Raw genomic sequence first — 25,972 nt, 5'->3', positions numbered from 1 at the left:
GTCAGACGGCGAGCAGGGCGCGCGCGGGCGGGCCGCGGTGCCGCAGGACCCGCAGGACCGCGTCGAGGGCGCGGGGCGCGCTCGGCTCGACGGCGCCGAGGACGGCCACCGAGGCGCCGAGCGGTGCCAGCAGGGCGGACGCTCGCGCGACCAGGCGCACGACGACGCGCAGCACGGCGGTGCCGAGGGTCCAGAAGACGCGCTCGCCGTGGCGGAGCGCCGCGACGGTGACGACGGCGGCCACCAGGTGCGAGAGGAGCATCAGCGGGGTGTGCGCGGCGTGACCCGACGCCCCCGCGATCAGCTCGACCGTTCCGCCGCCGTGGAAGTGGCCGCCGGCGGTGGCGCCCACGACGCTGACGTCACCGCCACCGCCGGTCACCAGGAAGAGGGAGTGGTAGGCCAGCTGGCTGAGCAGCACCGCCACCGCTAGGCGCGCGAGCGAGAGCGTGCGACCGGCGAGCAGGACGCAGACGACGGCCGCGAAGGCGGTGGCGAGCGCGAGGATCGCCGGAGCGGGGGCCTCGGCGCCGGCGAGGGTGTGCGAGGCGGCGGCGGTCGCGGTCGCGGCGACGGCGGCGACGACTCCGCGTGCCGTCCGTGCCCTGCGCGTCTGCACCTGCTCGACTCCTGGTCTCTCGTGTCGCTGGTCTCTCGTGACGCACCGCGTGCGCGGACCGACATCCAGGGTAATCGCCCTGCCTCCGCCGTTATGAACCCGTGACCCGATTGCTCCGATCGATTCCAAACCCCCTCGGGGAGGGCTCCGAAGACTGTTCAACGGCCGCGAAACGGTCCACACACAGCCAGGTCCTCCGCATCCCGTGGGGGCCGTATCACGAAGGAGCATCCCCATGCGATCCACCAAGCGCACCACCCTCGCCGCGTTCGCCCTGCTCGGCACCGCCGCCCTCGGCCTCACCGCCTGCTCGTCCGGCGCCGGCACCACCGACGCCGCCAGCGACACCGCTTCCGAGATGTCGACCCCGATGATGACCGAGTCCGCCACCCCCATGGCGACCATGGACCCGGCCGCCAACCTCGTCGGCTCCGGCTGCGCCGCGTACGCCGAGCAGGTCCCGGACGGCGCCGGCTCGGTCGGCGGAATGGCCCTCGACCCGGTGGCCACCGCCGCGTCGAACAACCCGCTGCTCACCACCCTGACCGCTGCGGTCTCGGGTCAGCTCAACCCCGACGTCAACCTCGTCGACACGCTGAACAGCGCCGAGTTCACCGTCTTCGCCCCCGTCGACGACGCGTTCGCCAAGCTCGACGCCGCGACGCTCGAGACGCTGAAGACCCCCGAGGGAGCGGCCACGCTCTCCTCGATCCTGACCTACCACGTCGTCCCCGGCCAGATCGCCCCTGACGACATCGACGGCACGCACGCCACCGTCCAGGGCGGCGACGTCACCGTCACCGGTTCCGGCGACGACATCATGGTCAACGACTCCAAGGTCATCTGCGGCGGCGTCCAGACCGCCAACGCGACCGTGTACCTCATCGACACCGTTCTGACCCCCCCGGCCTCCTAAGCCGGACGCGGTCGTCAGACCGCACGCACTAAAAAACGCCGAAGGGCGGGCACCTACCGGGTGTCCGCCCTTCGGCGTTTCAGGGCTCTCGCGCGAGAGCTCTACTCGCCGGCGCTGATCTCCGCCAGCACCCGGTCGCCCGGGTACGCCTGGATCATGTCGGCGCGGATCTCGGCGCGCTCGAGCAGCTCCTCCATGCGGTGACGGCGGTTGCGCGTGATCAGCGTGACGACCGTCCCCTTCTTGCCCGCGCGGCCGGTGCGGCCGGAGCGGTGCAGGTAGGTCTTGTACTCGTCGGGGGCGTCGGCCTGGATCACCAGGTCGATGTCGTCGACGTGGATGCCGCGCGCGGCGACGTCGGTCGCGACGAGGACGTCGACCCGGCCGCTGGTCAGCAACGCGAGGTTGCGCGTGCGGCGGGACTGGTTGAGGTCGCCGTGCAGGCTGGTCGCCGGGATGTCGGCGTGCTCGAGCTGCTCGGCGAGCTGCTCCGCGAACGCGCGGGTGCGGGCGAAGATCAGCGTCTTGCCGGCGCGCGCCGCGAGCTCCTCGATGATCGCGCCCTTGTCGCGGTGCTCGATCAGCAGGACGCGGTGGTCGATGCTCGAGGACGCCTGGTCCTCGCCCGCGACCTCGTGCACGCTCGGCTCGACGAGGAACTCGTCGACGAGCGTCGCGACGCCCTTGTCCAGGGTGGCCGAGAAGAGCAGGCGCTGGCCGCCGCGCTTGGTCTGGCGGAGGATGCGCTGCACCGGCTCGAGGAAGCCGAGGTCGCACATGTGGTCGGCCTCGTCGAGGACGGTCACGGTGATGGTCGAGAGGTCGAGGCGACCCTGCTCGATCAGGTCCTCGAGGCGGCCCGGCGTGGCGATGATGATGTCCACGCCGCGCTGGAGGGCGCCGACCTGCTTGTACTGCGGCACGCCGCCGAAGATCGTCGCGGTGAAGAGGCCCACGGAGCGGGCGATCGGCTGGATGGTGCGGTCGATCTGCATCGCCAGCTCGCGGGTCGGCGCGAGGATGAGGGCGCGCGGGGCGCGGCCGGGCTTGCGGCCCTTGGCTCCGTCGTTCTCCATCAGGCGCTCGACGACGGGGGCGCCGAACGCGATCGTCTTGCCCGAGCCCGTCTTGCCGCGGCCGAGGACGTCCTTGCCGGCGAGGACCTCGGGGATCGTCGCGGCCTGGATCGGGAACGGCGAGGCCGCACCCATCTGGGTCAGCTGGCGGACGATGTTCGCGCCGAGACCGAGGTCGCCGAAGCTGACGCCCTCGACGTCGACGGCGAGCGTGGCGGTCGCCTCGAGGCGCTCGAGCACGACGTCGTCGGCCTGGTGCGAGGCGCGGCCGTCGCGCTTGGGGTAGAAGTCCGAGCCGGAGTCGCGGCGCGGGCCGCGGTCGTTCCGGTCGTAGCCGCCGCGGGCGGGGCGCTCGGTGCCGCGGTCGAAGCCGCGCGCCGGGCGCTCGGTGCGGTCGAACGAGCGGGCCGGGCGGGCGTCGCGGTCGAACGAGCGGGCCGGGCGGGCGTCGCCGTCGAAGGAGCGCGCGGGGCGGTCCGTGCGGTCGAAGCTGCGCGCGGGGCGGTCGGAGCGGTCGTAGGAACGGGCCGGACGGTCGTCGCGGTCGTTCGAGCGGGCCGGACGCGCATCGCGATCGAACGAGCGCGCCGGGCGGTCCGTGCGGTCGAAGCTGCGCGCGGGGCGGTCGCTCCGGTCGAAGGAACGCGCCGGACGGTCGTCGCGGTCGTTCGAGCGGGCCGGACGGTCGGTCCGGTCGTAGGAGCGGGCCGGACGCGCGTCGCGGTCGAAGCTGCGCGCGGGACGGTCGCTCCGGTCGTAAGAACGCGCCGGACGGTCGTCGCGGTCGTTCGAGCGCACGGGACGGTCCGTCCGGTCGTACGAGCGAGCCGGACGGTCGTCGCGGTCGTAGCTGCGGGCCGGGCGGGACTCGCCGCGGTCGTTGCCGCGGGACTCGCCGCGGGTCTCGCCGCGCTCCGTCAGCTTGGCGGCGCGCTCCTCGGCGTTCCAGCGCGCCTTCTTGGGCGCGTTCTCGTCGACGGGGCGGTAGCCGCGGTGGCCCTCGCTGCGCGAGCCGGTCTTCGGCGCCGCGAAGCGCGGGCGACCGCCGAGCTGCGACTTGCCGCTCGAGGCGCCGAAGCGGTTGGGCTCGAAGTTCTTGGCGGGGCGTCCGCCGGCGGGCTTCTTGTTCTTGGGCATGGCTGCTTCCTGGGTTCAGGTCTTGCGCGAGCAGGCACACGCCGATCGATCACCCTCGTGGGGTGCGAACGGACAGGGCGCTGCGGGAACCCGGGTGAGTCGCTGCTCTGAGACGCTGACCGGGGCCGATTCACACATGTGATTCATCTCGCGACGACTGTCGGAGATCCGGCCCGCTTGACTGACAAACCCATCCGCGCGGCGACGCACGGAGTCAAGAGCCGACCCAGAGAGTTTACACGCGACCCCGGGCGCTGGCTAGGGCACCACCTGGCCCCAGCCCGCTCAGCTCGACGCCCGCCGCGCCCGGTACGCCGCGACGTTCGCGCGGTTGCCGCAGTTGCCGGTGTCGCAGTAGCGCTTCGAGCGGTTGCGGGAGAAGTCGACGAGCACGGCCTCGCAGTCGTCCGCCGCGCAGATGCGGATCCGGTCGCGCTCGTCGCCGCGGATCACGTCGACGAAGCCCATCGCCGCCTCCACCACGATGCGGGTGGCCAGCGGGCTCTCGTCGCGGGTCGCGTGCAGGTGCCAGCCGAAGATGCCGTGCCGCACCAGCTGCGGCAGCGCGCGGCCGTCCTCGAGCATCCCGTTGACGACGGCGACCAGGTCCTCCTCGGCGCGGCTGCGCCAGAGCGAGCGGAGCGGCGCGCGCACCGAGCGCACCGCCTCCAGCTCGGCGGTCGAGCCGTCGCGGCTGCCGGTGTAGCGGTTCTCCAGCAGGAACTCGTCGAGCTGCTCGATCGACGCCATCTCGTCCTCGCCGGACTGCGACAGCTCGGGGAGGGTGTTGACCAGGACGGCCGTCGAGGTGAGGGCCGCTTCCACGTCATAGGCGAAGACCATGTTGACTCCTGACACGTTCGCTCAGTACTGTCACGAGCATAACGACTTTGACTCCTGAAAGAGGCTGACGTGACTCCCACTGCGCCACCGCGGCAGCTCGGCTCCGGCCTGCTCCTGGCCCTCGCCGCCGCCGCCGCGTTCGGCCTGGGCGGGCCCTTCGTGAAGCCGCTGCTCGAGGCGGGCTGGAGTCCCTCCGCCGCCGTGCTCTGGCGGGCCGGCGGTGCGGCGCTGGTCCTCGCGATCCCGGCCGCGCTGTCGCTGCGCGGCCGCTGGCACGTGCTGCGCCGCAACCTCGGCACGGTCGGCCTCTACGGCGTCTTCGCCGTGATCGCCGCGCAGCTCTGCTTCTACAGTGCGATCGAGCACATGTCGGTCGGCGTCGCGCTCCTGATCGAGTACCTCGCTCCGGTGTTCCTCGTCCTCTTCGCCTGGGCGCGCACCCGCCGCCACCCCGGGCGCTTCACCCTCGCCGGCTCGGCGCTGGCACTGGCGGGCCTGGTGCTGGTGCTGGACCTCTCGGGCGAGTCCACGCCGGAGCTGGTCGGCGTCGCCTGGGCGCTGACCGCGTCGCTCGGCCTCTGCGTCTACTACGTGATCGCCGGCCGGATCGACCCGGAGCTGCCGCCGATCGCGCTCACCGCGGGCGCGATGACGGTCGGCGCGGGGCTCCTGCTGATCCTCGGCGTCACCGGGCTCGTGCCGCTGCGGGCGACCTTCGGCGACGTCGTCTTCGTCGGGAACGACGTGCCCTGGTTCCTGCCCGCGGCGGTCATACTCGGCATGTCGACGGTGCTCGCCTACCTGCTCGGGATCGAGGGCGGCTCGCGGCTCGGCACCCGGATCGCCTCCTTCGTCGGGCTGACCGAGGTGCTGTTCTCGATCGTCGCCGCCTGGGCCCTGCTCGGCGAGCTGCCGGCGCCGATCCAGTTCGGCGGTGGGGCGCTGATCCTGGTCGGCGTGGTGCTCGTCCGGCTGCAGGCGGAGGCGCCTAGTGCCGTCGCACCGGAGCCGCTGGAGTCGGACGAACGGCCACCGGTACCGCTGTCCACCCCCTGATCGCGGGGTCGCTCTAGGCGGGCGCCGCCTTCTCCCTTATGCTCGCCTCACCCATGCGCGAGCCCAGCCGACCCACGCGACCGATCGCCCTCTCGTCGGCGATCCTGACGCTGCTCGCGGTCGGCCTCGCCGGCTGCTCGAGCGCCCCCGTCTCGCAGCCGATCGCGCAGGCGGCCGGCGTCGCCGCGGTCACCGCGTACGACGACATCCCCGTCACTGCTGACCTCGTCTACGACGAGGCGACGGGCCAGGCGCTCGACGTCTGCTCGCCCGTCGACGCGGCGGCCGGAGCCGCCCTCCCTGCGGTGCTCGTCGTGCACGGCGGCAGCTGGACCCGCGGCGACAAAGCCGACCCGAACTGGCGCCCGCTCTGCCAGTGGCTCGCGTCCGAGGGCTTCGTCGCCGTCTCGGTGAACTACCGCCTCGCCCCGGCCGACGTCTTCCCCGCGCAGATCGAGGACGTCTCGGCCGCCCTCGACTGGATCCTCGAGCCGGCGCAGACCGAGCGCTTCGGGATCGATCCGTCGAGGGTCGCCGCGTTCGGCGGCTCGGCCGGCGGCAACCTCGTCTCCCTGCTCGGCACCGACGACGCACTGACGGCCGACGACGCCGGCACCTCGCGCCTCGCCGCGGTCGTCGACCTCAGCGGCCCCGCGGATCTCACCGCGGCGGGTCTGGCGGACGACGACCCCATCGTCGGGGTCGGCGCGGCGGTCCGCGGCTACCTCGACTGCGCCGACCTCGACGGTTGCGCCGTCGCCGAGGAGGCCTCGCCGATCACGCACGTCGACGGCTCCGAGCCGCCCTTCCTCATCGCCCACTCGGCCGGCGAGCGCGTGGCGCTCAGCCAGTCGCAGGACTTCGCCGAGGCGCTGGACGCGGCCGGGGCGAGCGTCGACTTCGTCCTCGTGCCCGGCACCCGGCACTCGATCGCGATGCTCGACGACTCGCTCCGCCGCACCGTCGTCGACTTCCTGCACGAGCAGCTCGACGCGCCGGCCGAGCAGACGCTCTCGCTCGAGCCCGCCGCGCAGACCGAGCCGGCCGCGGCGCCGTCGTCATGACCGCCGGGGTCGTCGTCCGGCTGGAGCGGCCGGGGACGGAGGCGCTCGCCTCGCTGCTCACCGCCGACCTTCCACCGCACGCCCGGCTCCTCGTCGCCCGCGACCGCGACGCGCAGCAGCCGATCGGCGTGCTGGCGCTGACGCCCGGTCCCGACGACTTCGCCGAGCTGCTCGCCCTCGAGGTGGCCCCGGAGTCGCGGCGGAGCGGAGTCGCCCGCCGGCTCGTCGCCGCCGCGCTCTCCTACGCGAGCGTGCAGCGCATCCGCACGCTCCGCTTCCGCGTGCCGGTCCAGGCGGAGGCGGCCCTCGCCGCCGCCCGCTCGCTCGGCTTCACCGAGATCGACGGCTTCGGCGCGCACGTGGGCGACGACTCGGGCGTCTGCTTCGCGCGATCGGTGCGATGACCGACGCCCTCTCACCCCGCGACCTGGTCGCCTCCGCCCTGCGCCGCGAGCGCGGGCGCCTCGGCCTGAGCATCTCCGAGATCGCCCGCCGCGCCGGGATAGCCAAGTCGACGCTCTCGCAGCTCGAGGCCGGCGAGGGCAACCCGAGCCTCGAGACGCTCTGGGCGCTCGGTGGCGCGCTCGGGGTGCCGTTCTCGCACCTGGTCGAGCCGCCGCGCCGCTCCGTGCAGCTGATCCGCGCCGGGGACGGGCCGCGCATCGCCTCGGCGGCCTCCGATTACGCCGCCACCCTGCTCAGCGCCTGCCCGCCGGGAGCCCGCCGCGACGTGTACCGCCTCACCGCCGAGCCCGGAGCCGCGCGGAACTCGGAGCCGCACGCCCGCGGCACCGTCGAGCACCTGATCCTCGCCACCGGACGCGCCCTGGTCGGTCCGGCCGACGCCCCGGTCGAGCTCGCGCCCGGCGACTGCCTGTCCTACCCGGGCGACGAGCCGCACGTCTTCGACGCCCTCGAGCCCGGGACGAGCGCCGTGCTCGTCTCGGAGCAGGTCTGAGAAGGCGCTCGCGCTCAGTCGAAGGCGCAGGCCGTCTCGTCGGACAGCGCGCGGCTGATCCGCTCGCGGTGCTCCGCGCTCATCGGCGGCAGCGCGTCGGGGGCGAACCAGCCGACCTCGGTCGACTCGTCGTCGGCGACGTGCGCCTCGCCCGAGAGGTAGCGGGCGCGCAGCACGTGGTCGAGGTACTGCGCGCGGTCGCCGTTGGAGTACTCCATCGGCGGCAGCGTGTGCAGCCAGACGACGCGCTCGACCTCGATCTCGACGCCCGCCTCCTCCAGCGCCTCGCGCCGCGCGGTGCCGGCGACCGTCTCTCCGGGGTCGATGATGCCGGTGACCGCGGTCCAGGCGCCGGTGTCCGCGCGCCGGACCAGGAGGACCTGGCGGACCGGCTCCTCGCGGACGATCACCGCGGTGACGCCGGTCAGCCAGAGCAGCTCGGTGCCCACCTGCTCGCGGAGCCGGAGGACGAAGTCGGGGGTCGCCATCGCGCGCGCTCCCGCGCCTAGCTCGCGAGCGCGCCGGCGTCGAACGGCTCGGGACGGAAATCGAAGGCGACCACCCCGGCCGTGTCGAGCAGTGGGCCGACGAGGCCCTTGAAGGCGTCGTGCGCGGGATCGAACAGGCCGGGCCCGTCGACCGCCGGGCGGCCGATGTAGTAGTTGAGGTCGCCCTCGGACGCGAACGTCAGCAGGAACGCGCGGTCGAAGCCCTCGCCCGCGCCCTCGGTGCTGAGCTGCGGGCCGTTCTCGATCGAGACGATGTACGGGCGGCCGTCGCGCAGGCACTCCTCGCCGAGGGCGAGGAACGCTGCGATCACGCCGTCCACCTCCGCGACGAGCGCCGTCGGCCGGAAGCGGAACAGCACGATGTGCCGGATGGTGCCGGGCCGGTGGTCCGCGGCGACGAAGCGCTCGGGGCCGACCTCGGCGATCGCGCGAGCGGCGCGGTCCGGGCCGCTCGTCCAGCGGGAGCCGATCGTCTCGGGGGCCGCCGCGACGACCTCCGCTGCCGTGGTCTTCACTGCCGGGGTGCTGAATCCTGTGTCGCTCATGCCGACGCCTCTCCGGCGCGGGCGGCACGCCGCCGCTCACGATACCCCTCGACCAGGTTGTAGACGACCGGCAGCACGACCAGGGTGAGCACCGTCGAGGACACCAGGCCGCCGATCACGACGATCGCGAGCGGCTGCGAGATGAAGCCGCCGTGACCGGTGATGCCGAGCGCCATCGGCAGCAGCGCGAAGATCGTCGCGAGCGCCGTCATCAGGATGGGGCGGAGCCGCCGCTCGGTGCCGTGCAGCAGCGCCTCGCGCACGGGCATCCCCCGCTCGCGGTACTGGTTCACCAGGTCGATCAGCACGATCGCGTTGGTGACCACGATGCCGATCAGCATCAGCACGCCGATCAGCGAGGGCACGCCGAGCGGCACGCCGGTGAGCACCTGCAGCAGGATCGCGCCGGTCGCCGCGAACGGCACCGACACCAGCAGCAGCAGCGGCTGCAGGAGCGAGCGGAACGTGGCGACCATCACGACGTAGACGATCAGGATCGCCACCAGCAGCGCGATCCCGAGCTGCGAGAACGCGTCGCTCTGGTCGGCCGTGACGCCGCCGAGCGAGGCGGAGACGCCGGCCGGCAGCTCGGTGTCGTCGATCGCGCTCTGCACCGCGACGTTCGCCGAGGCGAGATCGTCGCCCTCCGGGGTCACCGTGATGGTGGCGGTGCGCTGTCCGCGCTCGGTGGTGATGCTCGCGGGCCCGTCGGTCCGCTCGACGACGGCGAGCGAGGAGAGCGGCACCGTGCCGGTGCGCGTCGGGATCTCGAGAGCCGACAGCTCGTCGAGGGTGGCCGGCGGCTGCGCGTCGGCGAGGTAGACGGAGAGGGTGCGGTCGTCGATCACGACACTGCCCGTCTGCGTCGGCTGCAGCGCCTGGCTGACCAGCGTGCCGACGGCGACCTCGGTGAGCCCGGCGTCGGCGGCCGCGGCGCGGTCGACCCGCACCGCGATGTAGGGCAGCGAGGAGGAGAGGTTGCTCTCGGCCTGGCTGATCCCGTCGGTGCCGCGCAGCGCCGTGAGCAGCGCGTCGTTCGCGCTCTGCAAATTGCTCTGCGAGGCGGTGGAGAGGTCGACCTCGATGTTCGAGGAGGCGCCGAAGCCGGAGGACGCGGCGACGCTGATGTCGTCGGCCGAGGCGACCGAGCCGAGCGCCGTGCGGACGTCGGCCTGCACGGTCTCCTGGTCGGCCGACTCGTCGGTGGTGACGGAGTAGCGGATCGAGGTGCCGCCGCCTCCGCCTCCGAACGCGCTCTGCAGCCCGCCGCCCGCCGAGCCGATCGAGAGCTGCACGGTCTGCACGCCGCCGACCTCGAGGATCGCCGCACTGGCCTGCTGCGCGGTCGCGTCCTGCGCGTCCAGGCTCTGGCCGTCGGGCACGGTCTGGGTGACGGTGAAGGTGTTCTGACCGCTCGCCCCGAGGAAGTTCGTCTTCATCAGCGGGTAGAGCGCGCCGGTGCCCACGAGCACCAGCAGCGCGAGCAGGACGGTCGCGACCGAGTGCTGGAGGGTCCAGGCGATCACGGGGCCGTAGACCCGCTGCAGGCCCGCCGCGCGGCGGGGAGTCGCGCGGGCGCTGTGGCGGGCGTGCTCGGGCTCGGACTCGGGAGCCGGGACCACGGTCTCGCCCGCCGCGCCGCGCTCCTCGGCGAGGGCCGCCTGCGCCGCCTCGCGGACGCCGGGGCGCTTCGAGGGCCGGAGGAACCAGTACGCCAGCACCGGCACGATCGTCAGCGCGACGAGCAGCGAGGCCAGCAGCGCGATCGACACCGTCAGCGCGAACGGACGGAACAGCTCGCCGGTCGTGCCGCCGACGAACGAGATCGGCAGGAACACCGCGACCGTGGTGATCGTCGAGGCGGTGATCGCGCCCGCGACCTCGCGCACCGCGACCGCGATGGTCGCCGCGCGCTCCTCCCCCGCGTCGAGGTGCCGCTTGATGTTCTCGATCACGACGATGGAGTCGTCGACCACGCGGCCGATCGCGATCGTCAGCGCGCCCAGGGTGAGGATGTTCAGCGTGTAGCCCGCGGTCTGCAGGCCGATGAAGGTGATCAGGACCGAGGTCGGGATCGAGATCGCCGTGACCAGCGTCGAGCGCACCGAGAGCAGGAACAGCAGGATCACGAGCACTGCGAAGACGAGGCCGAGCGCCCCCTCCTGCGCGAGCGACTCGATCGAGTCCTGGATGTAGGGGGCCTGGTCGAAGACCGAGGTGAAGGTCGCGTTCTCGCCGAGCGACGCCTCGAGATCCGGCAGCAGCGCCGTGACGCCGGTGGAGACCTCGACGGTGTTCGCCGCGGGGAGCTTGGTGATCGAGAGGGTCAGCGCCGGCTGGCCGTTGACCCGCGAGATCGAGGTGATCGGGGCGTCGGTGACGGCGACGGTGGCGACGGAGCCGAGGGTGGGGGCGGTGGCGGGCGCCGTGGGAGCGAGGGCCGCGGCGCTCGCGGACGGGATCAGCGGCAGCGCCGCGATCGCGTCGGTCGAGTCGAGCTTGACGCCGGACTGCACCGAGAAGGTGCTGCCGTCCTGGGTGATCTCGCCGCCGGCGACCAGCACGCCGTTCTGCTGCAGCGCGGTGCGGATGTCGGCGGTCGAGAGACCCGCCGCGGCGAGCGCCGTGTCGTCCGGGGTGATCGTGACGCGCTGGGCGCTCTCGCCGACCAGCGCGACCTCGCGGACGCCGTCCACCTTCTCCAGGTCCGGGATGACGCTCGTGCGCAGCCGGTCGGCGAGCGCCTTCGCGTCGCCGTCGCTGGAGACGGCGAGCTGCAGCACCGGCAGGTCGTCGAACGAGCCGGTCACCACCTGCGGGTCGACGCCGTCCGGGAGCGTGCTCTTGATCCGGTTGATCGCCTGCAGGATCTTCTGCTCGGCGGTCGCCAGATCGGTGCCGTAGGCGAAGGAGGCGGAGATCAGCGACGAGTTCGTGGACGAGGTCGCGCTGGTCGTCTCGAGCCCGGGAACGCCCTGGATGGCGGTCTCGATCGGCGTCGAGACGTCGTCGTTGACCACCTCCGGAGCGGCACCCGGGTAGCTCGAGATCACCGCCAGCTGCGGGAAGGAGATCGACGGCGCGAGCTCCTGCTTCAGCCCGGTAAGGGCGACGCCGCCGAAGACGGCGATGACGACCGTGACGAGCGCGATGAGCGCCCGGTTCTTCATGCTGAGGACCGCGAGGAGATGCACGCCGTGAGTCTTCCATCAGCTGGCTGAGTATTCGTCCCCCTCCGGGAGGACCTGGAGGATCAGACGACGTCGGCGAGGTAGCCGGTGTCGGCCGCCGGGTGGCGCGCGACCTGGCTCCACGCGACGGCGAGCGCGTCCACGGCCCGGTCGGTGATCTCCGGCGAGTAGCCGATCGGGATGCGCAGGAAGCGCTCGAAGGCGCCGTCGATCCCGAAGCGCGGGCCGGCGGTGATCAGCAGTCCCGAGGTGCGGGCAGCGAGCGCCAGCTGCGAGCTGGCCGGGCGGCCGAGGCCGACCCAGGTGGAGAGGCCGCCGGAGACCCGCGGCACGCTCCACTCCGGGATCGCGCGGGCGAGCGCCGCCTCGAGGTGGTCGCGGCCGGCCCGCAGCTGCTCGCGGCGCAGCTCCAGCACGCCGTCCATCCTGCCGAGCATGTCGGCGACCAGGAGCTGTTCGACGATCGGACTGCCGAGGTCGCCGGCCGATCGCGCGGCGACGAGCTTCCGGATGACGCTCCGCTCGGCGCGGATCCAGCCGATCCGGATGCCGCCCCAGAGCGTCTTGCCGACCGAGCCGATCGAGATCACCGTGCCCTCGGGACCGTAGGACGCGAACGGCAGCGGCGACATCCGCCGGTCGATGTCGAGCTCGGCGGTGGTCTCGTCGGCGATGATCAGCGTGCCCTGGCGGGCGGCGGCGGCGATCGCGCGCTCGCGCAGATCCACGGCCATCGAGCGGCCGGTCGGGTTGTGGAAGTCGGGCATCAGGTAGGCGAGCGTCGGGCTGGTGCCGCGGATCGCCGCGATCAGGCCCTCGCCGTCCCAGCCGTCGGCGCCGTCCACGTTGACCGGCACCAGGCGGGCGCCGGCGAGCCGGAGCGCCTCGTAGGCGTGCGGGTAGGTCGGCGCCTCGATCAGGGCGCGGTCGCCGCGGGCGAGCAGGGTGCGGGCGACGAGCGCGATCGCGTGCTGCGCGCCGATGGTCACCATGATCTGGCCGGGCTCGGTGCGCAGCCCGCGGCGGGTGTAGCGCTCGGCGATCGCGCGGCGCAGCAGCGGCAGGCCGACGGTGTCGTAGGAGCCGTCCTCGAAGTACTCCGGCGCGAGGCGCGCGGCACGGGCGTAGGCCTCGGCGAGCTCGGGCACCGCGGGCAGCGCCGCCTTGGTGAAGTCGACGAAGTCGGGCGCGAGGGTCGGCACGGCGTGCACCGCGGCGCCGGGGAGGCGGGTCGCGCTGCCGGAGCCGCGGACGCTGACGAGGTAGCCGCTGTCGCGCAGCTCGCGGTAGGCGGCGGCCACGGTGGTGCGGCTCACGCCGAGCCGCGCCGACAGCTCGCGCTCGGCGGGGAGCCGGCTGTCCGTCGGGATGCGGCCGTCGATGCTGAGCAGGCGGATGCGGTCGGCGAGGGCGAGGTACGCGGGCCGGGTGCCGCGCTGCTCGCGCCAGTCGCCGAGGAGGGTCTGCAGGGCGCGTACGCCGAAGTGGACATCAGCCATGCGTCCAAGATAGCCGGATTGGACCGCGCGAAGAAGGCCACTCCTGCGATGGGATTCTCGGCATGACGATCACCGCGCCCCTCGCCGTCCCCGCTCCCCCGGTGAGCCAGTGGCGGCTGCGACCCGTGCCGCGGCTGCTGGTCGGGCTCGTGCTCTACGGCTTCGCCGACGCGATGATGATCCGCGCCTCGATCGGCGTGGACCCGTGGACCGTCTTCGCCCTCGGCGTCGCGCGCCAGACCGGATTGGGGATCGGACTGCTCACCAACGTGATCGGACTGCTCGTCCTGCTGCTCTGGATCCCGCTGCGGCAGCGGCCGGGTCTCGGCACGGTGCTGAACGTGCTGGTGGTCGGCACCACGATCGGCGTCGGGATCGAGCTGCTCGCCGTGCCCGCCGAATGGTGGGGGAAGGCGCTGCTGTTCGCCGGCGGGCTGGTGCTGCTGGCCGTCGCGAGCGGGATCTACATCGGCGCCCGCCTCGGCGCCGGCCCGCGCGACGGCCTGATGACCGGCCTGCACAACCGCCTCGGGCTGCCGATCTGGGCGGCCCGCGGCGGCGTCGAGCTCACCGTGCTCCTGATCGGCTGGGCCCTCGGCGGCGACGTCGGCCTCGGCACCCTCGCCTTCGCCCTGCTGATCGGCCCCCTCTGCGCGGTGACGCTGCCGTTGCTGGGCGTCCGCCGCAGCTGACGGCGCTTCCTGATCGCGCGGCCTGCGCCTTCATGCTGATCGAGTAGCCCGCGAAGCGGGCGTATCGAGATCCACCGTGGTGCAGACGGTGGGTCTCGATACGCCCCTGCGGGGCGACTCGACGAGCATGAGGGGGCCGCTCCGCGGCTGCTCGACCAGAATGCGGCGCTTCCTAGCGCTTCGCGCTCAGCTCCGCGCGGGTGCGCTCGGCCTCGTCCGAGTCCTGGATGGAGGCGATGCCCTCGGTGATCGAGGTGCCGGAGGCCGGGGCCTCGTGCTCGTCCGCGCCGAGGGTGGCCTCGTCGAAGGGGGCGCGGCCGCCGAGCACCTCGCGGACCTGCACCATGTCGATCTGCTTGGTCCAGGTGCCGACGAGGAGGGTGGCGACCGCGTTGCCGGTGAAGTTGGTGACCGCGCGGGCCTCCGACATGAAGCGGTCGATGCCGACGATGACGCCGACGCCGTTGACCAGGTCGGGGCGGAACGACTGCAGACCGCCGGCCAGAGTGGCGAGGCCGGCGCCGGTGACGCCCGCGGCGCCCTTGGAGGCGACCATCATGAAGAGCAGGAGCCCGATCTGCTCCGGGATCGACATCGGAGCGCCGGTCGCCGAGGCGATGAAGAGCGAGGCCATCGTGAGGTAGATCGCGGTGCCGTCGAGGTTGAAGGAGTAGCCGGTCGGGACGGTGATGCCGACGACGGGCTTGGAGACGCCCAGGTGCTCCATCTTGGCGATCAGGCGGGGCAGAGCGGCCTCGGAGGAGGAGGTGCCGACGATGAGCAGGTATTCGCGGGCCAGGTACTTCATCAGCGAGAAGATGCTGACGCCGGTGACCAGGCGCAGCAGCAATCCGAGGATGACGACCACGAAGATCGCGCAGGTGAGGTAGAAGCCGATCATCAGGGTGGCGAGGGCGACGACCGCGCCCCAGCCGGTCTTGCCGACCACCGCGGCGATCGCGCCGAACGCGCCGATCGGGGCGACCCAGAGCACCATCGAGAGGATGCGGAAGACGAGGACCTGGAGCTGCTTGATCGCGCCGAGGATCGGCTGGCCCTTGGCGCCCATCTTCTGCAGCGCGAAGCCGACCAGGAGGGCGACGAAGAGCGTCTGCAGGATGCTGCCGTCCACGAGCGAGGAGAACAGCGAGACCGGGATGATCCCGAGGATGAAGTCGCTGGTCGACTCGGCCTTGAGGTCGCTGGTGTCGTAGGTGGCGCTCGAGATGTCGAGGCCCTCACCCGGGTGCAGGATGTTGCCGACGACGAGGCCGATGGCCAGTGCGAAGGTCGACATCACGATGAAGTAGCCGAGCGCGAGGCCGCCGACCTTGCCGACCGTCGCGGCCTTGGCGATCGAGCCGATGCCGATCACGATGGTGCAGAAGATGATCGGCGCGATCATCATCTTGATGAGTCCCACGAACGCCTTGCCGACGGGCTCGAGCGTCGCGGCGAACGCGGGGGCGACGAGGCCGACGATCACGCCGGCGACGACCGCGATGATCACGGCGATGTAGAGCCAGTGGTTGCGGTCGATCCGCCGGCGGGTCTTCACGGGGGTGAGGGAGGGGCTGAGCCGGTCGGGGCCGCCGGGCGTCTTCGCCATGCGCGTGTCCTGTCTCTTCGTCGAGCTGGGAGGGGGTGAGACGATGCTCGCCCCCGCGGGTCGCCCGGCCGGTGTTGCGTTCATACTGTTCACGGACATCGAGCTGTTCACGGACGTCGAGGTCCAGGTCGCGGACGAGGAGGTCGGATGCCCGGAACGAGCCCCCGCGGCAGCATCGCCGCGCGGCTGTTCGCCGTGCAGCTGATCTGCATCCTCGTGATCGGCGCGATCGCGGTGCTGGTCCTCGCGTTCGACGCCCGCGGGCGCGCCGGCGACGACGCGGCCCAGCGGAGCCTCGTGGTCGCGCGCACGGTCGCCGACAACCCGTTCGTCCTCGACGCGGCGCAGGGCGCGGACCCGTCCGCCTCGCTCCAGCCCTACGCGGAGGAGATCATGGCCGACACCGGCGTCGACTTCCTCACGATCATGAACCCCGACCGCACCCGCTACACCCACCGCGACCGCGCGCAGATCGGCCTGCCGTTCATCGGCACCATCGCCCCGGCACTCGAGGGCCGCACCTTCACCGAGACCTACACCGGCACCCTCGGCCCCTCGGTGCGCGCCGTCGCGCCGATCGAGAGCGCCGACGGCACCGTCGTCGCGCTGGTCTCGGCCGGCGTGACCCTCAGCCGCGTCGACGCCTCCTTCCTCCCCCGCCTGCAGGTCGTCGCCGGCGGCGTCCTCGGCGCGGTGGCGCTCGGCGGCATCGGCTCCTGGCTGCTCGCCCGCTACCTCCGCCGTGTCACGGGAGGCCGGGGGCCCGAGCAGATGAGCCAGGTCTTCGCCTACTACGAGTCGGTGCTGCACTCGGTGCGCGAGGGGCTGCTCCTCGTCGACGACCGCGGGCGGCTGGTGCTCGCGAACGACCACGCGCTCGAGCTGCTCGGCCTCGAGGGCGTGTCGATCCCCGTGCCCGTCGCCGAGCTCGACCTCCCCGACGCCCTGCGCACGGTGCTGCTCGCCGACGAGCCGGTCGCCGACCGCCTGGTCGTGGCGCACGAGCGGATCCTCGTGGTCAACGAGCGGCCGGCCGCCTCCCCCGGTGCCCGGCCGCTCGGCACCGTCACGACGCTCCGCGACCGCACCGAGCTGCAGCGGGTGTCCGGCGAGCTGGAGTCGATGCGCACCCTCTCGGACGCGCTGCGCTCGCAGACCCACGAGTTCTCCAACCGCCTGCACACCATCGCCTCGCTGATCGAGCTCGGGCGGACGGAGGAGGCGCTCTCCTTCGCGGCCGGCGAGCTGAACCTCAGCCAGCGGCTCGCCGACCGGGTGCTCGGCTCGGTGCAGGAGCCGGTGATCGCCGCGCTGCTGCTCGGCAAGGCCGCTCAGGCCCGCGAGCGCGGTGTCGAGCTGCACCTCGAGACGCACCTCGAGCCGGGCGCGCAGGGCTTCGAGCCCGGCGACCTGGTGACCGTGCTCGGCAACCTGATCGACAACGCGCTCGACGCGGCCGCCTCCTCCGCCGCCGACCGCGAGCCGTGGGTCGAGGTCTACCTCGGCCTGGCCGAGGCGTCGGGAGCCGAGGGCGCCGAGCTCGTGCTGCAGGTCTCCGACAGCGGACCCGGCGTCGCGGAGGCGGCCGACGTCTTCGCGCGCGGCTACTCGACGAAGGAGTCCGACGCGTTCGGCCGCGGCATCGGCCTCGCGCTGGTGCAGCAGGTGGTGCAGCGGCTCGGCGGGAGCATCGAGGTGACCCGGCACGTCGGCGCGGTGTTCACGGTGCAGCTGCCGCTGCGGGACCCGGCCGGGGCGCCCCGGTGACCGCCGCGCCGATCCGCGTCCTCGTCGTCGAGGACGAGCCGCTGACCGCGAGCGCGCACGCCGACTACGTCCGGCGCGTCGAGGGCTTCGAGGTCGCGGCGGTCGCCGGCAGCGGCGCGGAGGCGATCCGGGCCCTGCGCGCCGATCCCGCGATCGCGCTGATCCTGCTCGACATGAACCTGCCCGACATGGGCGGGCTCGACCTCTGCCGCGCCGTGCGCACCGCGGGCCTGGACGTCGACGTGATCGCGATCACCGCCGTGCGCGACGCGGCCGTGGTGCGCGCCTCCGTCGCCGCCGGGATCGTGCAGTACCTGATCAAGCCGTTCGTCTTCAGCGTCTTCGCGGCGAAGCTCGCCAGCTACCGCCAGTACCGCGAGCGGATGCACGGCGCCGACGTCGCGAGCCAGCACGAGGTCGACGGCGCCTTCGCCGCGCTGCGGACGTCCAACGCACCCGGGCTGGCGAAGGGACTCTCGGCGGAGACGCTCGACGCGGTGACCGCGCTGCTCGGCCCGGTCGGCCTGTCCGCCGGTGAGCTCGCCGCCCGGCTCGACGTCTCGCGGGTCACCGCGCGGCGCTACCTCGAGCACCTCGCCGACTCGGGCCTCGCCGAGCGGGCCCCGCGCTACGGCTCGCCGGGGCGGCCGGAGCTGGAGTACCGCAGGGTCTGAGCGGCTACTGCGTGTACGACGACAGGAAGTTCCCCAGCCGCTCGATCGCCTCCGAGATCACCCGCTCCTCCGGCAGCGTCACGATCCGCAGGTGATCGGGCGTCGGCCAGTTGAAGCCGGTGCCGGGCACCAGCAGGATGTGCTCCGCGAGCAGCAGGTCGTAGACGAGCCGCCCGTCGTCGCGGATCTCGTGCACCTCCGGATCGAGCCGCGGGAACGCGTAGAGCGCCCCCATCGGCAGCTCGCAGGAGACGCCGGGGATCGCCTGCAGCCCCTTCCAGGCGGCGTCGCGCTGGCGCCGCAGCCGCCCGCCCGGCGCGATCAGCGCCTCGATCGACTGCACGCCCGAGAGCGCCGCCTGCACCGCGTACTGCCCCGGCACGTTGGGGCAGAGCCGGGTCGAGGCGAGCAGGGTGATCCCCTCGAGGAACCCCGCGGCGTGCTCGCGCGGCCCGGTGATCGCGAGCCAGCCGGAGCGGTAGCCCGCGACGCGGTAGGTCTTCGACAGCCCGTTGAAGGTGAGGCAGAGCTGGTCGGGCGCGAGCGACGCCAGCGGGATGTGCTGGGCGTCGTCGTAGAGGATCCGGTCGTAGATCTCGTCGGCGAGCAGCAGCAGCGAGTGCTCCTCGGCGAGCGCCACGATCCCCTCGAGCACCTCGCGGGTGTAGACGGCGCCGGTGGGGTTGTTGGGGTTGATCACGACGATCGCCTTGGTGCGCGCGGTGATCTTCGAGCGGATGTCCTCGAGGTCGGGCTGCCAGCCGTCGTCCTCCGCGCAGCGGTAGTGCACCGCGGTGCCGCCGGCGAGGCTCGTCATCGCCGTCCAGAGCGGGTAGTCGGGCGCCGGGATCAGCACCTCGTCGCCGTCGTCGAGCAGCGCCTGCAGCGTCATCGTGATCAGCTCGGACACCCCGTTACCGAGGAACACCCACTCCGGATCCACCGGCGGGAAGCCGGGGACCTCCTCGTAGCGGTAGGTCACCGCGAGGCGGGCCGAGAGGATCCCCCGGCTGTCGCTGTAGCCGTGCGCGCTGGGCATCGCGGCGATCATGTCGCGGACGATCTGGTGCGGCGCCTCGAAGTCGAAGCCGGCCGGGTTGCCGGTGTTCAGCTTGAGGATGCGGTGCCCCTCGCTCTCCAGCCGCGACGCCTCCACGAGCGCCTTGCCGCGGATCTCGTAGAGGACGTTGCGGAGCTTGGAGGACTGCTCGAGGGGGCGCGGCGGGGTCATCGGTCCAGTATTCACCGGCCGACGACCCCGAGCGCCGGTCAGCCCCTCGTGGCGCGGACCGCGGCGGCGATCTCCTCCTCGATGAGGTCGTAGTTGATCGCGGCGGCGACGCGCAGGCCGTCGGCGGCCGCCGCCATCACCTGCGACATCGGCTCCACCAGCGAGCCGGCGGCGAAGACCCGCGGCGCGGTGGTGCGGCCCATCGGGTCGACGGTGAGGTGCCGGGCGGCGCCGGAGGGGTGGTCGACGAGCTCGAGGCCGAGGCCGTCGGGCAGGTTGCCCTCGACGCGGGGGCCGACGACCAGCGCGTCGAGCTCGATCCGGCGGCCGTCGACGACGACGCCGACCAGGCGGTCGTCCTCGACGAGGACCTCGGTGACGGCGCCGTCGATCAGCTCGATGCCGCGGGCGGCGAGTCCCTCGGCCTCCTCCGCCCCCGGCGCGAAGACGCCGTTCGTGAGGATCGACAACCGGTCGCTGAGCTGGCGGAACATCTGCGCCTGGTGGCCGGAGAAGCCGCTGCCGAGCACCGCGATCCGGCGCCCGCGCACCTCGAAGCCGTGGCAGTACGGGCAGTGCAGCACGTCGCGGCCCCAGCGCTCGGCGAGCCCCGGGATCCCGGGCAGGCGGTCGGTGGAGCCGCTGGCGAGCAGCAGGCGGCGGGCGCGGAGCACGGTGCCGTCGGCGAGGGTCGCGGTGACGCCGCCGTCGGCGGTCGAGGCCGACACGATCCGCCCCGGGACGACGCGCACTCCGTAGCCCTCGGCCTCGATCCGGGCGAGGCGGGCGAGCTCGACCGGCGCGGTGCCGTCGCGGGTGAGCACGTTGTGGGCGCCGGGTGAGGGCGCGTTGCGGGGCGGCCCGCCGTCGACGACGAGCACGTCGCGGAGGCTGCGGCCGAGGGCGGTGGCGGCGGCGAGGCCGGCGAAGGAGGCGCCGGCGATGAGGACGTCGGGGAGGTCTGAAGCGGTCATGTCCCGAGCATCCGGCGGCGGCGGCGGTCCGTCGAGGATCCGTGCCGTTCCAGCACGACCGCGCGGCCCGCGTGCCAGGATCGGGGCATGCACCCCGAGCACGACACTCCCTCCGACGACGAGATCGTCGCCGCTGTCGGACCGCGGCTGAAGCGCCTCCGCCTGCGCCGCGACCGCACGATCGCCTCGCTCGCCGCGGAGACCGGCATCTCCGCGAGCACGCTCTCCCGTCTGGAGAGCGGCGGCCGGCGCGCGACGCTCGAGCTGCTGCTCCCGATCGCCCGCGCCCTCGGCACGCCGCTCGACGAGCTGGTCGGCGCCGCGCCCGAGGACCCGCGCGTGCACGGCCGGCCGTTCACCCGGCACGGGATGCGGATCCAGCCGCTCAGCCGCGACGCCGGCGCCCTGCAGGCCTTCAAGACCACGATCCCCGCCGGACCGATCCCCGCGCCGGAGCAGCAGCGCACCCACGAGGGCTTCGAGTGGCTCTACGTCCTCAGCGGGCGGCTCCGGCTGCGGCTCGGCGAGCACGACATCGTCCTGCCGGCGGGCGAGGCCGCGGAGTTCGACACCCGGGTGCCGCACTGGTTCGGCCGGGCCGACGAGCAGCAGGTCGAGTTCCTCAGCCTGTTCGGGCGCCAGGGCGAGCGGATGCACGTCCGCGCGTCGACGCGGCGCTGAGACGGCGGCGCTGAGGGCGGCGGCTCAGCTCTCGCCGAGCACCTCGCGGACGAAGCCGGTCGTCTTCGCACGCAGGGTCGCGATCCGCTCGGCCTTCGCCGCCTCGACGTCGAAGCCGACGTAGGCGACCGAGGGCCGGGTGCGGACGTTCGCCGAGCACTGGAAGTCCGCGCAGACCAGCGTGCCGAGGGTGTCGCCCGCGCGCCCGGCCGGGCCGGCCTTCTTCGCGCCGAAGAAGACCACGTCGTTGGGCAGGCGGATGTCGCGGCACCAGGAGCACTGCGCCCGCGAGCGCGGGTTCGCGTCGGCCTGGCGGAGCAGGACGCCCACCAGCCGGTCCTCGAGCGGCACGACGACGTAGGCGCGGCGGCCGATCTTCTTGTCGCGCCAGCCGAGATGGTCGAACGACTCCCAGTCGAGGTCGTCGAAGCCGGCGGGGAGCGAGAGATCCGCGACCTCCTTGCGTGAGGCGTTCACGAAGGAGTCGCGGATCTGCTGGTCGGTGAGGGCGCGCATGTCCTCTCCAGCCTAATCAGCCGAGGTGCGCGACGGCCTCCCGCGGAGCCTGCGCGAGGAACTGCTCCCTCTTGATCCGGATCATCGTGAACGCGATGACCGCGGCGAGCACCAGGCCGACGGCCGCCGCGACGAACACCGCGGAGTAGCCGTCGACGAAGGCGACCGGCGAGGACTGCTCCCCCGCGACTCCGGCGTAGATCGTGGTGAAGACGGAGAGGCCGATCGAGCCGCCGATCTGCATCGCGGCGTTGGCGGTCGCTCCCGCGGCACCGGCGTCGTGGCCGGCGATCCCGGTCAGCGCCACGTTCTGCACCGGCACGAAGATCATCGCCATGCCGACGCCGAGCAGGATCAGGCCGGGCAGCACCTGCACGAGGTAGGAGCCGTCCGCGGTGATGCGGCTGAGGTAGAGCAGGCCGGCGGCCGCGATCAGCGGGCCGACGATCATCAGCAGGCGCGGCCCGACGGTCGGCAGCAGCTTGGTGGCGATGCCCGCGACGATCATGATCGTGACGGTCATCGGGAGGTTGGCGAGGCCGGCCTCGAGCGGCGCGAGGCCGAGCACGAGCTGCAGGTGCAGCGTGAGGTAGAGGGTCGAGCCGATCATGACGCTGCCGACGATGGCCTGGATCAGGAACGCGCCGCCGCGGATGCGGTCGGTGACGATGCGCAGGGGCAGCAGGGGGTGGTCGGAGCGGGCCTGGATGCGGACGAAGACCGCGAGCAGCAGGACACCGGCGAGCAGGAAGCCGAGGGTGTCGACGCGGAGCCAGCCCTGCTCGGCGAGCGTGAAGCCGTAGACGAGGCTCGCGAGGCCGAGCGCGACGGTGATCGTGCCGGCGATGTCGAAGCGGTTGCGGCCCTCGGCGCGGCTCTCGGTCACCAGCAGCGCGCCGGCGACGACGCCGACCAGCACGACGGGGACGTTGACCAGGAGGCACCAGCGCCAGTCGGCGAACTCGGTGAGCAGACCGCCGAGGACGAGGCCGACCGCGGCGCCCGCTCCGGCGACCGCGCCGAAGACCGCGAAGGCGGTGTTGCGCTCGCGCCCGCCCGGGAAGGAGACGGTGAGCAGCGCGAGGGCGGCCGGGGCGAGCAGCGCGGCGAAGGCGCCCTGCAGACCGCGGGCGGCGATCAGCTCGGTGCCGGAGGAGGCGACGCCGCCCCAGGCCGAGGCCGCGCCGAAGCCGACCATGCCGATGAGGTAGGTGCGCTTGCGGCCCGTGTAGTCGGCGATGCGGCCGCCGAGCAGGAGGAGGGCGCCGAAGGCGAGTGCGTAGGCGGTGACGACCCACTGGCGCTCGACGTCGGTGAGGCCGAGGTCGGCCTGCGCGGCGGGCAGGGCGATGGTGACGATCGTGCCGTCGAGGACGACGACGAGCTGGGTCATCGCGAGGATCACGAGGACCCACCAGCGGCGGGAGGAGGAGGGCGCGGGCATTGCTGAGCCTTTCGAAGCGGAGGGAGCGGGACCGGCGGGTCCGGATCCGAGCCGCGTCTCTGGGGCTGAACCACCCCAACTGGTTGGTTGGGCATCGACGAGTGTACAGTTCGAGCGCCCGGAGGTGTGAGCGTGAGCGAGAAGAAGATCGAGCACGATGCGGCGGTCCCCGCCCGCGAGCGCATCCTCCGCGCCGCGACGGCCGAGTTCGCCGAGCACGGCTTCGCCGGAGCGCGCGTCGACCGGGTCGCCGCGGCGGCAGGCCTGAACAAGGAGCGGCTCTACGCCTACTACGGCGGCAAGCGCGGCCTGTTCGTCTCGACCGTGGTCGGCGCCCTGGAGGCGCTCGACGCGACACTGCTCGCCGAGGCGGCCGACCTGCCGGACCTCGCCGGCCGGATGTTCGACCACGTCTGGGACCGCCCCGAGTTCCTCCGCCTGCTCACCTGGGCACGACTCGAGGGCGGCGGCGTCTGGGAGGAGGCGGGCGAGCGCCTCGGCAGCCGACCCGCTCCCGAGGCCCGCGTGCTCGAGTGGCAGCAGGCGGGGATCGTCGACGCGAGCTGGTCGGCGGAGGACCTCTTCATCGCCCTGCTCGGGCTCTGCGAGATCTGGCACCTGACGCCGTTCGCCCAGCGCGGGGGTGACGGCACCCGCGAGCGCCGCCGCGCCTTCGTCGTGCACGTGGCGGCGCTGGTGGGGTCGCCGGCCGACGGGCCGACCGGGGTCAGTCCGCGGTCGTGAGCCGCTCGAGGTAGCCGGCGAAGGCGAGCAGATCGGCCTCGGGCCAGCTGCTCAGGGCCTCCTGCATCCACTGGCGCTGCTGCCCGCCCAGGTCCCCCATCCGCTCGCGGCCGTGCTCGGTGAGCGTGAGGAAGCGGGCGCGGCCGTCGGCCGGGTCGGGGGCGGTCCCGACCAGCTCCAGCGCGCAGAGCTGGCGGATCTGCCGGCTGATCACGCTGCGGTCGACGCCGAGGCGCTCGGCCGCGACGCTCGAGTGCACGGGACCGCAGCGCTCCAGCATCCGGAGCAGCCGCAGCCCGAACGGCGGGAGCCCGGGGTCGATGCTCGCCGCCGCGTCGCGCACGGCCGTCCGGACCTGCACGGCGAGCGCAGTGATCTGCTCCTCGACCTGGAGCAGCGCGCTCGCCGGGGCGGCGGTCGGGACGGCCGGTGCGGCGGTCATCAGGGGCGCTCGGCCACGTCGATCGCGCCGGTGGTGGTCGCGGCGTGCCGGGCGTGGGCGACGGGAGCCGCGTGGCGGCCGTGCGAGCTGTCGTCGTGGACGGCGTCCTCCGCGTGCACCGCGCTGTCGCTCCGGACGCTCTGCCCGACCGGGCGCAGGCCCGCCTGGCCGTCGGAGGCCGCGATCAGCGCGTCCTCCGCGCCGGCGACGACGCCCGAGGGCTCCGTCTTGCGCTGCACGGCGTTCATCGTGCCGAGCGGCGCGTTCGGCAGCAGCAGGACCGCGATCAGCGTGATGACGGCGAGCGGGATGCTGTAGAGGAAGACGTCGCCGACGCCGATGCCGTAGGCGCTCTCGACCACGACGCGCACGGCGTCCGGGAGCGTGTTGACCTGCGGGATCGTGCCGCTGCCGAGCGCCTGGGCGGCGATCGCCTGGTCGGCCGGCGCGAGGCCGGCGATGCCGGTCTTGATGTGGTCGGCGATCACCGTGCCGAGCATCGAGCCCAGCACCGAGACGCCCACGGTGCCGCCGAGGCTGCGGAAGAAGGTGACCGCGCTGGTCGCGACGCCGAGGTTCTTGATGTCGATCGAGTTCTGCACGACGAGCACCAGGTTCTGCATCAGCATGCCCAGGCCCGCGCCGAGGATCGCCATGAAGACGCCCACCAGCACGAGGTTCGTGTCGTAGCGCAGGGTGCTGAGCAGGAAGGTGCCGACGACCGCGAGCACGCCGCCGGTCACCATGATCGCCTTCCACTTGCCGGTGCGCGAGATGATCCCGCCGAAGATGGTGGACGCGATCAGCAGTCCGGCCATCATCGGGATCGTCAGCAGACCCGACTGGGTCGGCGTGGCACCGCGCGAGAGCTGCATGTACTGCGCGAGGAAGACCGCGACGCCGAACATCGAGACGCCGACCGAGATGCTCGCCACGACGGCGAGGCTGAAGGTGCGGTTCTTGAACATCCCCATCGGGATGATCGGCTCGGCGACGGTGAGCTCGGTGATCACCGCGGCGACCAGCAGCACGACGGAGCCGCCGACCATGACCGCGGTCTCCCACGAGGCCCACTCGAAGTTCTTGCCGGCCAGCGAGACCCAGATCAGCAGCAGCGAGACGCCGCCGGCGATGAGGACCGCGCCGAGGTAGTCGATCTTGACCGTGCGCTTGGGGTGCGCGGGGAGGCGCAGCGTCACCTGGAGCAGGATGATCGCGACGATCGCGACGGGCAGCGCGATGAAGAAGTTCCAGCGCCAGCCGAACGCGTCGGTGACGACGCCGCCGAGCAGCGGGCCGCCGACGGTGCCGATGGCCATCACGCCGCCGAAGAGGCCGGCGTACTTGCCGCGCTCCCGGGGGCTGATGATGTCGGCCATGATGATCTGGCTCAGCGCGGCGAGTCCGCCGGCGCCGAGGCCCTGGAAGACGCGGAACACGATCAGCATGTTCGTGTCCTGCGAGAACCCGGCCGCGGCCGAGCCGATCACGAAGATCGCGAGCGCGAGCTGGATGAGCAGCTTGCGGTTGAAGAGGTCGGCGAACTTGCCCCAGAGCGGGGTGGAGACGGTGGTCGCGAGCAGCGTCGCGGTGACGACCCAGGTGTAGGCGTTCTGGTCGCCCTTGAGGTCGGAGATGATCAGCGGCAGCGAGGTCGACACGACCGTGCCCGCGAGGATCGAGACGAACATGCCCAGCAGCAGTCCGCTGAGGGATTCGAGCACCTGGCGGTGGGACATGGCCCCGTCGGGGCCGGTGGGGGTGGTGCGCTCTTCTCGAGTGCGC

At 73.0% G+C, this 25,972-nt stretch carries 24 protein-coding genes; 10 read left to right on the top strand and 14 right to left on the bottom strand.

All coding sequences use genetic code 11. The features are described from left to right. Position 1 precedes the first annotated feature (1 nt). The gene (locus MT355_RS17100; RefSeq protein WP_123444918.1) at positions 2-619 is read right to left on the bottom strand and encodes a hypothetical protein; all 618 of its coding nucleotides are present in this window, start codon (positions 617-619) and stop codon (positions 2-4) included. A 235-nt stretch (positions 620-854) separates the two neighbouring features. Here MT355_RS17100 and MT355_RS17095 point away from each other — a divergent pair, with 235 nt between their 5' ends. Then, positions 855-1,535, top strand: a complete 681-nt coding sequence (locus tag MT355_RS17095) for a fasciclin domain-containing protein (RefSeq protein WP_123444917.1) — start codon at positions 855-857, stop codon at positions 1,533-1,535. Positions 1,536-1,636: 101 nt separating this feature from the next. On the opposite strand, the gene MT355_RS17090 is transcribed toward MT355_RS17095, so the two are convergent. Further along, a complete protein-coding gene (locus MT355_RS17090) occupies positions 1,637-3,748 on the bottom strand; it encodes a DEAD/DEAH box helicase (RefSeq protein ID WP_243600472.1) in 2,112 nt (703 codons plus the stop codon). Positions 3,749-4,033: 285 nt separating this feature from the next. Beyond that, a complete protein-coding gene (locus MT355_RS17085; protein WP_123444915.1) occupies positions 4,034-4,591 on the bottom strand; it encodes a CGNR zinc finger domain-containing protein in 558 nt (185 codons plus the stop codon). Positions 4,592-4,660: 69 nt separating this feature from the next. Here MT355_RS17085 and MT355_RS17080 point away from each other — a divergent pair, with 69 nt between their 5' ends. Genes MT355_RS17080 through MT355_RS17065 form a run of 4 tightly spaced genes read left to right on the top strand, consistent with a single transcriptional unit; the run spans position 4,661 to position 7,669 of the window. After that, positions 4,661-5,647 (top strand): DMT family transporter, encoded by a 987-nt coding sequence (locus MT355_RS17080; RefSeq protein ID WP_243600471.1) that lies wholly within the window; start codon positions 4,661-4,663, stop codon positions 5,645-5,647. A 53-nt stretch (positions 5,648-5,700) separates the two neighbouring features. Continuing rightward, complete coding sequence (locus tag MT355_RS17075; protein ID WP_243600470.1) at positions 5,701-6,711, top strand: alpha/beta hydrolase; 1,011 nt, start codon at positions 5,701-5,703, stop codon at positions 6,709-6,711. Beyond that, complete coding sequence (locus MT355_RS17070) at positions 6,708-7,115, top strand: GNAT family N-acetyltransferase (protein ID WP_243600469.1); 408 nt, start codon at positions 6,708-6,710, stop codon at positions 7,113-7,115. The genes MT355_RS17075 and MT355_RS17070 overlap by 4 nt, the downstream gene beginning before the upstream one ends. Further along, a complete protein-coding gene (locus MT355_RS17065) occupies positions 7,112-7,669 on the top strand; it encodes a helix-turn-helix domain-containing protein (RefSeq protein WP_243600468.1) in 558 nt (185 codons plus the stop codon). The genes MT355_RS17070 and MT355_RS17065 overlap by 4 nt, the downstream gene beginning before the upstream one ends. A gap of 14 nt (positions 7,670-7,683) precedes the next feature. Here the strand turns inward: MT355_RS17065 and MT355_RS17060 are convergent, their stop codons facing one another. From MT355_RS17060 to MT355_RS17045, 4 genes are read right to left on the bottom strand one after another with little or no spacing between them, the layout of a single operon-like run. Beyond that, positions 7,684-8,157, bottom strand: a complete 474-nt coding sequence (locus MT355_RS17060; protein WP_243600467.1) for an NUDIX domain-containing protein — start codon at positions 8,155-8,157, stop codon at positions 7,684-7,686. A gap of 17 nt (positions 8,158-8,174) precedes the next feature. Beyond that, positions 8,175-8,723: a Dabb family protein gene (locus MT355_RS17055; RefSeq protein ID WP_243600466.1), complete on the bottom strand. Its 549-nt coding sequence runs from the start codon at positions 8,721-8,723 to the stop codon at positions 8,175-8,177. Then, positions 8,720-11,917, bottom strand: coding sequence for an efflux RND transporter permease subunit (locus MT355_RS17050; protein WP_243600465.1), 3,198 nt, complete (start codon positions 11,915-11,917; stop codon positions 8,720-8,722). Before MT355_RS17050 ends, MT355_RS17055 begins: the two co-directional genes overlap by 4 nt. 59 nt (positions 11,918-11,976) lie before the next feature. Further along, positions 11,977-13,413 (bottom strand): PLP-dependent aminotransferase family protein, encoded by a 1,437-nt coding sequence (locus MT355_RS17045; protein WP_123734923.1) that lies wholly within the window; start codon positions 13,411-13,413, stop codon positions 11,977-11,979. A 62-nt stretch (positions 13,414-13,475) separates the two neighbouring features. Here MT355_RS17045 and MT355_RS17040 point away from each other — a divergent pair, with 62 nt between their 5' ends. Further along, positions 13,476-14,105, top strand: coding sequence for a hypothetical protein (locus MT355_RS17040; RefSeq protein ID WP_308197429.1), 630 nt, complete (start codon positions 13,476-13,478; stop codon positions 14,103-14,105). Between the two features lie 172 nt (positions 14,106-14,277). Here the strand turns inward: MT355_RS17040 and MT355_RS17035 are convergent, their stop codons facing one another. Further along, positions 14,278-15,714 carry a cation:dicarboxylate symporter family transporter gene (locus MT355_RS17035; protein ID WP_243600464.1) on the bottom strand — a complete coding sequence of 479 codons (1,437 nt, stop codon included), beginning with the start codon at positions 15,712-15,714 and terminating at the stop codon, positions 14,278-14,280. A 147-nt stretch (positions 15,715-15,861) separates the two neighbouring features. On the opposite strand from MT355_RS17035, the gene MT355_RS17030 reads away from it, so the two are divergent. Together MT355_RS17030 and MT355_RS17025 are read left to right on the top strand one after the other, a co-directional pair. Further along, on the top strand, positions 15,862-17,481 hold the full coding sequence (locus tag MT355_RS17030) for a sensor histidine kinase (protein ID WP_243600463.1): 1,620 nt from the start codon (positions 15,862-15,864) through the stop codon (positions 17,479-17,481). Beyond that, positions 17,478-18,155 carry a response regulator gene (locus MT355_RS17025; RefSeq protein ID WP_243600462.1) on the top strand — a complete coding sequence of 226 codons (678 nt, stop codon included), beginning with the start codon at positions 17,478-17,480 and terminating at the stop codon, positions 18,153-18,155. The genes MT355_RS17030 and MT355_RS17025 overlap by 4 nt, the downstream gene beginning before the upstream one ends. A 4-nt stretch (positions 18,156-18,159) precedes the next feature. Here the strand turns inward: MT355_RS17025 and MT355_RS17020 are convergent, their stop codons facing one another. Together MT355_RS17020 and MT355_RS17015 are read right to left on the bottom strand one after the other, a co-directional pair. Continuing rightward, entirely contained in the window at positions 18,160-19,386 is a 1,227-nt protein-coding gene (locus MT355_RS17020; RefSeq protein ID WP_123733405.1) for a pyridoxal phosphate-dependent aminotransferase, read from the bottom strand. A gap of 38 nt (positions 19,387-19,424) precedes the next feature. Beyond that, entirely contained in the window at positions 19,425-20,360 is a 936-nt protein-coding gene (locus MT355_RS17015) for an NAD(P)/FAD-dependent oxidoreductase (protein WP_243600461.1), read from the bottom strand. Positions 20,361-20,447: 87 nt separating this feature from the next. Here MT355_RS17015 and MT355_RS17010 point away from each other — a divergent pair, with 87 nt between their 5' ends. After that, a complete protein-coding gene (locus MT355_RS17010; protein ID WP_133960689.1) occupies positions 20,448-21,041 on the top strand; it encodes a helix-turn-helix domain-containing protein in 594 nt (197 codons plus the stop codon). A gap of 24 nt (positions 21,042-21,065) precedes the next feature. Here the strand turns inward: MT355_RS17010 and MT355_RS17005 are convergent, their stop codons facing one another. Continuing rightward, positions 21,066-21,557, bottom strand: coding sequence for an FBP domain-containing protein (locus MT355_RS17005; RefSeq protein WP_243600460.1), 492 nt, complete (start codon positions 21,555-21,557; stop codon positions 21,066-21,068). 16 nt (positions 21,558-21,573) lie between these two features. Next, a complete protein-coding gene (locus MT355_RS17000; RefSeq protein ID WP_243600459.1) occupies positions 21,574-23,001 on the bottom strand; it encodes an MFS transporter in 1,428 nt (475 codons plus the stop codon). Positions 23,002-23,133: 132 nt separating this feature from the next. Between MT355_RS17000 and MT355_RS16995 the strand changes: the two genes are divergently transcribed. After that, positions 23,134-23,745 (top strand): TetR family transcriptional regulator, encoded by a 612-nt coding sequence (locus MT355_RS16995; RefSeq protein WP_185020073.1) that lies wholly within the window; start codon positions 23,134-23,136, stop codon positions 23,743-23,745. Here MT355_RS16995 and MT355_RS16990 read toward each other — a convergent pair. Both MT355_RS16990 and MT355_RS16985 read right to left on the bottom strand, forming a co-directional pair. Then, on the bottom strand, positions 23,729-24,187 hold the full coding sequence (locus tag MT355_RS16990; RefSeq protein ID WP_243600458.1) for a MarR family winged helix-turn-helix transcriptional regulator: 459 nt from the start codon (positions 24,185-24,187) through the stop codon (positions 23,729-23,731). The genes MT355_RS16995 and MT355_RS16990 overlap by 17 nt on opposite strands. Beyond that, a complete protein-coding gene (locus MT355_RS16985) occupies positions 24,187-25,926 on the bottom strand; it encodes an MDR family MFS transporter (protein WP_243600604.1) in 1,740 nt (579 codons plus the stop codon). Before MT355_RS16985 ends, MT355_RS16990 begins: the two co-directional genes overlap by 1 nt. Between the last annotated feature and the right edge of the window lie 46 nt (positions 25,927-25,972).

The sequence above is a fragment of the Rathayibacter sp. VKM Ac-2929 genome (assembly GCF_022815495.1).
GTDB lineage: Bacteria > Actinomycetota > Actinomycetes > Actinomycetales > Microbacteriaceae > Rathayibacter > Rathayibacter festucae.
Note: the sequence above shows the minus strand (reverse complement) of the source record. Positions and strands in the feature narration are given on the sequence as shown.